This window comes from Sporosarcina sp. ANT_H38 (assembly GCF_008369195.1).
Lineage (GTDB): Bacteria > Bacillota > Bacilli > Bacillales_A > Planococcaceae > Sporosarcina.
This window is the reverse complement of record NZ_VOBC01000003.1, coordinates 158,419-170,780: the sequence shown is the minus strand read 5'-3', so window position 1 is coordinate 170,780 and position 12,362 is coordinate 158,419. Positions and strand designations below refer to the sequence as shown.

Sequence of the window (12,362 nt, the reverse complement as noted above, 5' to 3'; positions counted from 1 at the left end):
AAATGAGTGGACAGAATCGTGCAGATGTAACACCTGGTTTAAAAGTGGCAGTCATCTTGAAAAAAGATCAACGGTCGGGTGTGAAGACTGAAGGAGTCGTTAAAGATTTACTGACGAACTCAAGCTTCCACCCGCACGGCATTAAAGTACGCTTGGAAGACGGACAAGTTGGACGGGTTTGCGAGATATTGTAAGTAAAAAGGATAGCCATGTGCAGTATGACACTGCACGCAGCTATCCTTTTTCATGCAATAAATCAGATTTGGAGGGGCCATCAATGAACTTGAAATAAGGAAAGACGATACCTATCACTGACACGATACTGATGATTGAACCAATTAGGACGAATAGAGGCCTGATCCCCCATAACTCACTCACAACACCGCCAACAACAATTCCGATAGGCAGCGCAGCTCGAATAATAACTAATCGAACCGACATAACTTTCCCCATCAAATGATTCGGAACCGCCTGCTGACAAATCGTGATATTGTGGATACTGAAGAAGGCCATCATAATTCCGGCAATTATTTCAACAACAATCGCTAGCTGTATCGATTGAATAAGCCCTAATGCAATGTAAGTAAATCCAGCGATCACCAACGAACCAAGCATCAACATTCTTCTACTGTGAAATTTCAACCTCCCGATCAGCATAGATCCAATCACATAGCCTAAAGGAAAGCCGGCCATAAATAAGCCATAATCTTCGTAGTTCCCATTCAAAACATCCGTGATATAGGGCAAGTTGATAACTATTGTGACACCGACTCCGAACTGTACGAAAGCAAGGAAGAACCCAAGCCACACGATTGTTCGTTCTTGGAAGAAGTACTGGATACCTTCTTTAAACTGCTCCAACCAAGTTGTACGTATTTTTTGAGGAACTCTTTGCTCTTCCATCCGTAAAAGAAGAAACCCACTTAACGTAAGCGATATAAATACGAATAACAAGGTTGAATCCGTTCCCATATAGTTAATAACAATCCCACCAGCCATCGGTGCTAAGAACATCATGAGCCTTGTTGTTCCATCAAGATAGGCATTGGCCGTAGGTAACTGCTCCTTCGAGACGATTGTTGGAGTAATGGCCTGACTAGCGGGAACGTAAAGCGGTGTAACAAGCCCAATTACGATTTGAATTAGATATATATGCCACACCTGCAAACCACCGAACATGACCGATAAAAGAGGAACAAGAAAAACGACTGCCCTTGTCCACTGAGAGAAAATCATGATCCATTTACGGCTCCACTTATCGATGAACGGACCGCTAACCAGTTGTAGCAAAATAGAAGGGATGAAGTAAAGTAACCACATGCTACCCAGAGCAAGCTTTGACCCTGTAAGTTCATAAACAATAATTGAATTACAAAATGTCCCAAAGGAGCCGCCTAATTCGGAAATTGCACTTCCAGCCCATAATGAAACAAATCCTCGGTTTTTCAAGACATGATTGCTCATAAGTCGCCGCTCCCTTAAGTCATGATTGGTTCAAATAGAGTTCTAGCTCTTCGGGCAAGGAAGCAACGGATTTTTCTTTCAAATAATAATTGGATGCTTTTTGACCAACTAATGAGGCAGCCCTTAAAATTTTTAGATGATGATGAACAGTTGATTTTCCAAGTTCAAGCTGCTCAGTTATTTCCTTTAACGAACAATCACGTTCAGATAATAGCTTAATCATTCGTAGCCTCACTTCGTCTCCCAATGCCTTATGTTTTTGAATTAAAAAGTAGTTGGGAAGGTACTTGTCGCTAGGATCAATGCTTTTATTCGGAACAGGATAATAAAAAACTTTTGTTTCTTCAATATCCGACATAATTGTCCAGGGGCGATACGTCAGTTGGGGGATCAATAAAACTCGATGAACACTTGGCTCAGGTGCATATTCTGTTCCACCAGTAGACCACGAAACAAACTCTTCAGGAGATAATTTTTCTTTCATGCTGTTTTTTTCATTGAAATCTCTTTCTAAAATGGCTAGCAACTGATCCGCATCTGCATGAAGGACTGTTTCAACCCACAAAGACATTACATGAAGTAAATGATTTTTAAAATCAACGACATCAACCTGGCTTATAAATTCGATATAAGTGGGGAGAAACTGATTTTCTTTTGCTGCTTGTGTCATTAAGGCGACTGATTCCATGTCTCCATTTGCCGCAAGCATTCTCTTATCTTGAAAATTTATTCCGAAGTATGGAAGACAACTATACTTAAGTTCTACAGCGCCTAGGTTATTGACATAGTCCTTGAATTTCTCTAGATCATTCGAATTTTTTTCGAAAGCGTGTAAAAGCTGAAGTAAACTTTTCCATGTATTGTGTTCTTCTACATACTTAAGTTCTCTTATTAACTCTTCAGGCATTTTCTGTCTAAGCTTTTCAAATTCACTTTTTTTCTCTAACGTGTCCAGTAAAGGAGAATTTGTGATAGCGGCAATGCCTAATGCACATTCCCACAATAACGAATGCTCGAGTTCTACTTTGTATGATTCTCTTTTTTTACCTGTAATTGTTAATATGTTCATATTAATGCACCTCCCATTTTAACCAAGTATATACATTATAGGTTTATAGTTCAAGTATAGTTGAATAATAAATTCTATAAATATCGAACTTCTCAGTCTAGATTAGATATTGAAACTCAATGACTCGCTCTCGACGAAATGTTCATTAAAATTTTACCGAGGGGGTGATCAAGTTACTTACTGTTAATTTGATTAATCAACAAACGCGTAGCAATCAAAAACAGGGTGATGGTCTTCTAAAAAAATAAGGTTCTAAAACAGTTCAGAACTGTTTTAGAACCTATCACTTTTCACAATTGCATACCCGCCCACTGCCAATAGGTGAAATAGAACAACATCATCACTAGTATATAAAGAGGCATTAATAGTGCGCTGATTTTTATCAGTTGTTTTGCGTCATATGAAATGGCTCCTTCTTCATAAAAAAGCAGCAACGCTTTCGAACTGACAGGAACCGTCACACAATAGTTCATGCCAATTAGACTTAAGAATACGACAGTCGTAGGGTCTATTCCGATTGTTTCACTAAATAATAATAAACTAGGAATAAAGACGACTGCGCGTGTGGTATGTGATGTAATATACAAATGACTTGTGACTGTTACAAACAAGATGATAAAAACAATAAGCCATTCTGGTGCATCTATAAACAGCTGCAGCACACTAAACATTTTTTTTTCAATCCACGCGACGACACCTGAATCTACTAGTACTCTTCCAAGTGCAGTTGCTGCTGCAACAAATATGATTAAATTCCATGATACGGACTTCATCCCAGTTTTCCAATTGACAATTCCATAAGTGGGTAGCATTACGATGACTGCCCCAACCATCGTAACAAAAGCTATATCATAGCCGTGTATACTTTCTGTCATCCAACCTACTATCAAAAATGCAAGCAAGATTAAGGTCTTCTTTTCTTTGCCGTTCATCTTTTTACTACTCATCGCTTGTTCTTCAGTTTGCACATTTTCTATTTCCTTCAAGCCATCTTTCGGCCATAACATCCATTTAATGACGATATAAGAGACAAGTGAGATGACGATAGCAAATGGAACTCCCCAGATGAACCATTGGCTATAAGAAATGGATTGGCCGACCGTACTTTCGAGTAAACTGACGCCAATTAAATGTGAGCCCGCGCCGATTAGTGTAGCAGATGTACTCATTAAAATAATTACGGGTGCTAAAATAGTGAGTACGCTTTGTTCCTTTGTTGAGAACTTTTGGCCTAGTTGATTTATGATTGGCATCGCTAACGCTGCTCGCCCCGAGGTAGAAGGGACAAAAAAAGCAGATGTAACTAATACAGAACTCATCCCCAAGAGAACACTGTTTTTATTGTTTGATTTCCTTAGTATTGAAAGGGTTAATCGTTGTGCTAACCCAGATTGTTTGACTGCCTCACCAATTATAAAAGAACCTACCATTAGCCAAACGACTTCCTCTGACATTGCATGGTATAAGAGCTCCGGGCCTTCTGCCTTCATTATGATAATGAACACAATAAGTGCCAATGCGACATATCCTGCTGGAATTTTAGTTGTAACCCACAGTGTCATCGCTGATAAGAAAGCAAATAATGCTATTTTTGCTGAGTAGTCTAGGTCATCGATTAAGACGATAACAACTAACAGCAGGAAGTGTATACTGATGATTACTATGGGCTTTATTGTTAATTGATCCATCCATGTATGTTTACTCTTTAGTTTCTCCATCCGTGTAATCATTATGGTTTCACACTTTCCTTATAATACATTTTTTTTGCAATGCCCAATCCAATTGCTACTTGCCTAAACGCGGACTCCGTACTTTCTTCTATCCATAGTGGTGCATTTTTCATAGCATTCTCTAAGGTTGTTGGTTTTTGAATAATACTGCTGTATGCATCGATTCCCGCGTCGTAGTTTACGGCTGCTCCTTTGCCGATTGTTCCTGTAATAGCAATTACAGGGATATTATTTAGTTTGGCAATTCGTGCTACTTCAGACGGAATCTTGCCATTTGGTGTTTGGAAATCTAAACTGCCTTCCGCGGTGAAGACAATGTCTGCTGTTAAAATTTTTTCTTCTATACGAATATAGTTCATAATGATGTCGAATCTTGGATGTAACTGGGCTCCGGTAAATGCAATGAGTCCTGCACCTAATCCACCTGATGCTCCACTGCCTGGCAATGACCGAACATCTATCCCTACGGTCTCTTGAATTAAAGCAGCATAGTGGTCTAATCCAACTGCTAATTGATCAACTTGTTCTGGAGTCGCTCCTTTTTGCGGTCCGAAGACACGGGCGACACCTTTTTCGCCACATAAAATATTGGTCCAATTACACGCTACGTCTATCGTAACGGTAGCTAGACGTGGATCTATATTTGTAATCGCTACCGAGTTTGCTTTCATCAAATCTTCTCCGCCGTTAATCGCTACGAGTCGACAGTTGTTATCAAAAAATTGAACGCCTAATGCTTGTGCCATTCCTGCTCCGCCATCGGATGTGCCAGAATCACCACAGCCAATTAAAATCTTGTCAACGCCTAGGTCAAGTGCAGCACTGATCAACTCTCCTACGCCGTAGGTAGTTGTTTTCAAAGGATTTCGTTGATGATGAGGCACGAGCTTCAGCCCGGCAACAGCTGCCATTTCTATTACTGCTGTTCGTTTGCCATTCTCTTCGAAAATGCCAAAAAAACTTAGAATTTTTTTGCCAACGGGTCCTGTTATCTCTTTGTATAGTAATGTTCCGCCCTTTAGATTAACAATAGTTTTCGCAAATCCTTCGCCGCCGTCAATCATTGGAATAACTTCCACGTCCATAAAGTGATTAACACGTCTCACGCCACGTTCCATCGCTAAAGCAACTTCCTCAGCACCCAAACATTCTTTAAACCCAGATGGCACAATTACAATTTTCATTCTCATCTCTCCTCTAATGACTTAGTAATTTAAATATACTGATAAATTATGAGTAGACTATTAGAGGTATATTAGAAATGGGTTAGAAAAAATTGGTATTATGAAAAGTTTGTGAGAAATGCTGATCCAGTCTGATGAGTATTGAAAGGTAGTTTTGGACATTAAAATATATCGAAATCCCTCACTTTTAGAAGTATATTGTCTAAAGAAATCCACAGACGACCAACTGGGAATTAATTGTAGAATATTCTTGTATCGATTATACTAAACATAACTAAGGTTTGTAGAATCGTTATTCAAGTGGGAGGAATTACATAAAGATGAACCAAAGCAAGTATCAATTGATGCTCCTCGGACGTATTGAAACAACCTTTTCAAAGTGGCGAGAAAAGGAGTTTATCACTGAACATGAACTGTACCTATTTTTACATATGTTGAAAGGAACTTCGGGCACAATTGGACTAGATGCTTTGTCTGCATTTTGTTCTTCTCAACTTGAAATTCTATCATCTGAAAATTATAGTGAAATACCTGTTCACTCCCTTGAAAACTTTTGTAAAAGGATTAGGAGTTATCTAGATGGAACGAGAGAAGAAGATAAATCTACAGTTCCGGAAGAATGCCACAAGAGGTTCGATAAAGAGACTTTTGTACTGATTATCGATGATGATTTGGAGTTTGCTTCTTATGTGAAAGAACTTCTTGAAAAAATGGGTGCTCAAGTAATCGTCGCCTTGAATGGCAAACGCGGTATAGAGCAGTTCTATTCAATGAGTCCGAACTTTGTACTAATCGACTTGATGTTACCAGATGTGAGCGGTTTTGAGATTCTTGACCAGATAAAAGACACTGCTAATGCACGGCAAGTGACGATTGCAATTATGAGTGTCGATCAATCACGAGAAAATAAGATAAAGGCATATGAACGGGGGGCGATGGATTTTATCGGTAAGCCCATTGATATAGAAATGTTCATACCTTATTTATTCAATCGTGATGGGATACGAAAAACCACTGCTAGGTCAATCACGACTGACGGACTCACTGGCGTAGGGAATCGTAGGCATTTTGATGAAAGAATCTATTACTTTGCGGAAACGTTTAACAGGTCAGGGGTTCACTTTTCATTTGTTATGCTGGATATCGATCACTTCAAGCAAGTGAATGATGTATATGGTCACCCAATGGGGGATGAAGTACTCCGAAAGTTGGGCGAGGTAATGTTAGCTGAAAAGAGAGAGTTGGATGGTGTATTCAGGTACGGAGGCGAAGAATTTGCTTTTCTTCTGTCAGGATCAAATGATGAAGAATCTTCCCAATTCGTAGAAAGAGTCCGGAAAAAATTTAATGCAATCGTCTTTCAAAAATCGGCTCGTCAGTTTTCTGTTACATTTTCCGCTGGAATCGCAACATATTCTGGTGACGTAGACAAGCTAGTATCATCAGCAGACCAAGCGCTTTATGAAGCAAAACGTACTGGACGCAATCGGACTGTTATTTTTGATGAACACAAGTCGCATGTAAAGCGTAAGCTACATGTTATTATCGTGGACGATGACGCGTTGATACGTCGAATGCTCCAGGAGGAGTTAGTTAAATGGACGTTACCTGACATTGACATCACTGTAGAAGCGTTTAAGGATGGTCCGACATTTCTCGAAACCGACTGGTATAGTAAGGAAGAACATTACATCGTCCTACTGGACGGTATCATGCCTGGAATGGATGGACTTGAGGTTCTAAGCCGTTTAAAGAGACTTAGAGTTGAAAAAAACATACTGGTATCTATGATGACTGCACGAGCAAGTGACTCTGATGTGAAGGCGGCGTTGTGGCTTGGGGCGGATGATTATATTATGAAGCCGGTCAAGCCGAAGGATGTCCTGTTACGCATACAGCAAATGGCGAACAGATTATTTAATTGAATGGCAGGGGAGCTAACTGATGATGGGGTCGAAAAAAATTCTGGTTGTAGATGACGAAGAGATTTTACGAATGCTGATTACCGATACGCTGGAATTCGAGGGGTATACAATTGAAGAAGCTGAAGATGGACAGGAGGGTTATGAAAAAATAACGAGTAATCGATATGATCTGATTCTTCTCGATTATATGATGCCTCATTTGACTGGCATGGAAGTGCTTGAGAAAATGCAATCCCTTGCGCTTGAAGTTCCGGTCATTATGCTGACAGCAAAAGCGCAGCAAGCCGATCGGGAAATGGCTCATAGCTATGGAGCAAACTATTTTATGCCAAAACCGTTCAGTCCAGCTGAATTGGTCACGCTCGTCAATCAAATTTTAGGCGATTGAGCCTTATAAAAAGAAGCCTCTGGAATTAGCTCAATTCCAGAGGCTTCTTTTGCGTTATAGTCTATTTCGTGATGAATCTGGATACAAAATTCGACCATCTTTGATGTGCAATGCCGTTAAAACAGTTTCAGACAATTTGTGAAGAGGATAAGGCTTTGTCATATAGTGTTCTACGTGGAATTGTTCAATTAGCTGCTCTTGCTTTTCGAGAGCGGATGAAATAATAATAGGAATCTGTTGAGTCGATGTTTCCTCTTTTAAATGTCTGATGAGATCCCATCCTGTTTGATTATTGCCTAACATGAGGTCGATCACCATACAGTCGGGTTGTTGCTCTTTTGCGTAATTGAAAGCAGCATCGACTTCAGAATGATGTATAACGGAAAAACCTTTCATTATTAACCCTTCAGCAAGGAGCAAAGCAATGCTTGAATCGTCTTCAACGATGACAACTGAAGGTGCATTCAAAGAAAGCATTTCATTCGTAACCTTCGTTTTAATTGGCAATGAGAACGAAACGTTAGTCCCTTTGTTTTCTTCTGATTCAATCCAGATTGAGCCTTCGTGTTTCTCAATAATCTCACGACAGATGGACAGCCCAAGCCCGGTTCCACCGATTTTACGGCTGTAACTGTTATCAAAGCGATGAAACTTTTCAAACATATGTACAACCTGATTTTGCGGAATACCAATTCCATTATCCTTAATGGAAACGACAACGCGGTCTTGTTCAGTTACAAGGGAAACGGTAATTTTACCGCCTTCAGGGGAAAACTTAATGGCGTTGCTGAATAGATTTGTAAACACTTGTACGAGTCGATCACCATCCGCATAGAGAGGCGAATTGGTTGTGTTGTCGATAATTTCAAATGAATGTGAATCGCTGATTGGAAAGAGTTCAACGGTTTGTTGAGCAATATCAAAAATATTGATTTCGCTCATATTATAAGACTGTTTACCTGATTCCATTCGCTGTAAGTCGAGGAAATCATTAATAAGTGTTGTTAATCTTTTTGCCTCTTTATGGATAGTCTCGAGATAGCGTTTTTGTCGTGCAGGATCCATATCTCTGGATAGAAGAAGCTCAGTAAAGCCTAGCACGCTGGATAATGGTGTCCGTAGTTCATGACTCACGGTCGATACGAGTTCGGTTTTCATGCGATTGATTTCATGCTCCTGTGTAATATCCCGGTGAACAAAAATGGTACCTGCTTTGTTACCTTCAATCATAACGGGGAGACTGTAGACGTTCATAACTTTTGGTATTTCTCCTTCAATTGTATAGAACGTTTGAGAAACACTTTCTGCTTGAGACGAAAGTGATGCTTCGAAAAAGACTTGCAACTGACCTTGGTCATGCGTCTTATCCAGGAATCCTTGCAGCCATTGCTCTTTGGACAATTCGTCATCCGACTGATTAGTGGGTAAATCGAGAAGGCCGAATAAGGCACGATTATGCTTTTCCATGATTCCAGCCTTCGAAACGAACTGAATACTTTCATTGACGCTGTCGAGAATGTTTTGGTTGAGTGTACGTTCGCGATTAATAATATCGTATTGAATAATCCTGTCGACCGCCAAGGAAACACGTTTAATAAGACCGTAGATATCATGGGTATCTTCTTTAGTAAAGGGGCGTCCAATCCTTGACAATGAAATAGCTGTACTGAATCGGCCCTTGCTGTCTTTTATGGCAGTGAAAAAGTCGTATACATAGGTCGGTGAAGTTGAAATACCTTTTTCATAATCAGCCTGTCTCTTAATAATAAAGTAGGGTTCACTTTGAAGTCGTAGATGCACGTAGGAAAGCTGATTTTCCTTGAATTCGTCGAACATTTCTTCGCTAAATCCTTTTAAGGAATGCTCGCCATTTTGCGGGAGCCAAAAAGCACCGACGTCGATTGAATACAACTCGTCAAAATAATCAAGAACGTTATCAGCTAATGCCTGTTTATCGAGTGAGAAAGATAATTGGTGATTCAGGTCGTTGTAGCGTTCGAGACGTACTTTAGAATAACGGGCTTCGGAGAGAGCGTCTTCCATTTTAAGCTGTCTATCCACTAATTCATCTTGTTGAGATAGAAGTTCTTCGTTCTGCGAAACCAATTCTTGTTCATTTGATTGGATGATGTTGATCATTTTGGCGAAGGAATCGGATAAGGCACCAATCTCGTCTGATCGTTTAGTAGGTCGGAAAGTGAATTGTTGTTCGTTTTGGTAACTATCTGCAGCTGATTTCATTTGTTCAATAGGTCGAATGATACGAGAAAGAACACGTTGAATCATCCAAGCACCTAAGGTAAGTAGTATGGCTCCGAGTAAAATTAAGAGTAAAAAGAAGTTATTCAGTTGAGTTGTAGTCTTTCCGAAAACAGAAACCAGACCATCTTTCATTTTATCGTTGTATAGATGGGAGTACTCTACTAATTGGTTGACCGTATCAGTTCTCCCATCGTTCGAAAGTTTTCGCAATCCTTCATAATCATTTGCTTCTACGAGAGCTATCGCATTTGGTAATGAAGTAGTTTCATAATCAATTAGAAATGCATCAATTTCATCAATTAAGGTTTGTTCTTCTGAAGACAATTCATATGTGCGAATATGAGTAATGATTTTTTGGACACGGTGTATCTCCTTATATGCTAGCTCTAATTCTCTGTCGTTTTGGAATGCATAGTAACCGCGTGCACGGAAGAATAGACTGTTGATAGAGTCGGTAAGGTCGTCTATACTATTTGCTTTGTCAAACACGGTTTCCTGCTCTGTTGATAATTCATTCCATGAATTTTTCACATATAAGTAAAAACCAGCAGTCACTAGAACTAAAATAATTGTGATGATTAATGCGATTGCTAAATATTGCTGTCTGATTCCACCCTTTTTCATAACCTAAACTCCAATCTGTATGTATGTTCATTATGAATATTCTACCATGCGGAGGGTGTTAGGTGCTTAAACGATTCGGAATATAATCAAAATCTAAGAGAGAACTACAACAAAAAAATCGGATTTTTAAAGGGAGTCCAACCATTTAATAGCTGATAGAAATAGCCTTTTTAAATGAAACGAGACAATATATTCTTAAATTTCACCCTGAAACGTTAATAATATATTTGTGGTAAAATGTTCCTAACCGTTTGTGTTAAACCCTCTTTTTTTGTTGAAAAATGGGGAGTTCTAAGGGGGGAATAACGTGGGAAATGAAAATAGTGTTTTGCGAAAAGCGGGAGATGTTGTTTTATTCATTGTCATCATGGGCCTGCTGTTACCATTTCTACTTATCGGTGCTTTATATGTTTGGCTTGACGGACTGTTATTTTTGCTACCATTCACGGTAGTGCTTTATATGTCATTGGGTACTGTATTATTCGTAAGAATGTTTGGAAAGAGCAAACATGAAAAAGTTGTTTACCGCGTCATCATTGGAGTCGTTAGCCTATCGCTCATTGTCGCAGTTCCGAGCATTTACAATAAAACAAGGCCCGTTGTTCAGGATGGCCAAGTGGATACGAACGCCTATGAACTATTTAGTGACCATACAAAAGTGGTGGCCCTTACCGAACCATCCACGTTAAAAATTAAAGATAATCTACCAATTATTGATGGTGCGACTGCATTATATCCTGTTTATGCTGCTTTCGCACAAGCGGTGTATCCTGAAAAAAAGTATGACCAATACGACAGTGAAGTAATGTCGAATCGTACGGGGGAAGCTTATAATAACCTCATAAATGGTAGGGCTGATATCATTTTCGCGCTTGCTCCATCTGACCAGCAATTGGCGACGGCAAAACGATTAGGAAAAGAATTAAAACTGACACCCATCGGCAAAGAAGCCTTTGTATTTTTTGTTAATGAAAAAAATCCTGTGCAGAGTTTGACTGTGGATGAAATCAAAGGGATTTATACAGGGGACATAACGAATTGGAGAGAAGTCGGCGGTAAGAAGAAGGACATTCGCGCATTCCAACGACCTGAGGATAGTGGTAGCCAGACAGCTCTCCAACATTTTATGGGCGACATGCCGATTATGGATCCGCCTGTCGAGGACATCGCATCACTAATGGGCACAGTTATCGATCAAGTATCTGATTATAAAAACTACAATAATGCCATTGGTTACACATTTAGATATTATTCTACGGAAATGACGAAAAACAATGCTATCCGTTTACTTTCCGTGAATGGTGTCGAACCAACAAAGAAAACCATTCGCTTGGGAGACTATCCGATTACAAACGAATTGTACGCAGTCACAGCTGGAAGTGACAATCCGCATATTGAGACATTCATCGACTGGATTTTGTCGGATCAAGGGCAGGAGATTGTTGAGAAGACAGGGTATGTTTCGATTCAATGAGTAAACTAGAAATTATATTTTTTAACCCCCACAGCCTACGAGGTTGTGGTTTTTTATTGAATAGCGAAAAATCAAAGGCTTTGTTTTGATGATAGATTAAAGGGAAGTGGAACAATAAAGGTAACCGGCATTACTTTTGCGGTGCTGTCAGCGATTATTCTGGCGTTGCCATTGTCTTTCACGGTTACAAGGTATATACAAGTAGAACTTGGGCAGTTTGAAGTAAAGAGAGGATGTACCAA

The 12,362-nt window shown here is 39.6% G+C and carries 9 protein-coding genes; 4 read left to right on the top strand and 5 right to left on the bottom strand.

Going from position 1 to position 12,362, the window contains the following annotated elements:
• Positions 1-2 precede the first annotated feature (2 nt).
• The gene (locus FQ087_RS16320) at positions 3-194 is read left to right on the top strand and encodes a YwbE family protein (RefSeq protein WP_149581660.1); all 192 of its coding nucleotides are present in this window, start codon (positions 3-5) and stop codon (positions 192-194) included.
• A 40-nt stretch (positions 195-234) separates the two neighbouring features.
• On the opposite strand, the gene FQ087_RS16315 is transcribed toward FQ087_RS16320, so the two are convergent.
• The 4 genes from FQ087_RS16315 to FQ087_RS16300 form a co-directional block, all read right to left on the bottom strand.
• Complete coding sequence (locus FQ087_RS16315) at positions 235-1,464, bottom strand: MFS transporter (RefSeq protein ID WP_149581659.1); 1,230 nt, start codon at positions 1,462-1,464, stop codon at positions 235-237.
• Between the two features lie 19 nt (positions 1,465-1,483).
• Positions 1,484-2,533 carry an ArsR/SmtB family transcription factor gene (locus tag FQ087_RS16310; RefSeq protein ID WP_149581658.1) on the bottom strand — a complete coding sequence of 350 codons (1,050 nt, stop codon included), beginning with the start codon at positions 2,531-2,533 and terminating at the stop codon, positions 1,484-1,486.
• Positions 2,534-2,823: 290 nt separating this feature from the next.
• Positions 2,824-4,263, bottom strand: coding sequence for an SLC13 family permease (locus tag FQ087_RS16305; RefSeq protein ID WP_149581657.1), 1,440 nt, complete (start codon positions 4,261-4,263; stop codon positions 2,824-2,826).
• Positions 4,263-5,447 carry a glycerate kinase family protein gene (locus FQ087_RS16300; RefSeq protein ID WP_149581656.1) on the bottom strand — a complete coding sequence of 395 codons (1,185 nt, stop codon included), beginning with the start codon at positions 5,445-5,447 and terminating at the stop codon, positions 4,263-4,265. Before FQ087_RS16300 ends, FQ087_RS16305 begins: the two co-directional genes overlap by 1 nt.
• A 320-nt stretch (positions 5,448-5,767) precedes the next feature.
• Between FQ087_RS16300 and FQ087_RS16295 the strand changes: the two genes are divergently transcribed.
• Together FQ087_RS16295 and FQ087_RS16290 are read left to right on the top strand one after the other, a co-directional pair.
• Positions 5,768-7,372, top strand: a complete 1,605-nt coding sequence (locus FQ087_RS16295; protein WP_149581655.1) for a diguanylate cyclase — start codon at positions 5,768-5,770, stop codon at positions 7,370-7,372.
• Between the two features lie 19 nt (positions 7,373-7,391).
• Positions 7,392-7,760 carry a response regulator transcription factor gene (locus FQ087_RS16290; protein WP_255452396.1) on the top strand — a complete coding sequence of 123 codons (369 nt, stop codon included), beginning with the start codon at positions 7,392-7,394 and terminating at the stop codon, positions 7,758-7,760.
• A gap of 54 nt (positions 7,761-7,814) precedes the next feature.
• On the opposite strand, the gene FQ087_RS16285 is transcribed toward FQ087_RS16290, so the two are convergent.
• Positions 7,815-10,646 (bottom strand): ATP-binding protein, encoded by a 2,832-nt coding sequence (locus tag FQ087_RS16285; RefSeq protein ID WP_149581654.1) that lies wholly within the window; start codon positions 10,644-10,646, stop codon positions 7,815-7,817.
• A 307-nt stretch (positions 10,647-10,953) separates the two neighbouring features.
• Between FQ087_RS16285 and FQ087_RS16280 the strand changes: the two genes are divergently transcribed.
• Positions 10,954-12,120, top strand: a complete 1,167-nt coding sequence (locus FQ087_RS16280; RefSeq protein WP_255452394.1) for a PstS family phosphate ABC transporter substrate-binding protein — start codon at positions 10,954-10,956, stop codon at positions 12,118-12,120.
• Positions 12,121-12,362 lie beyond the last annotated feature (242 nt).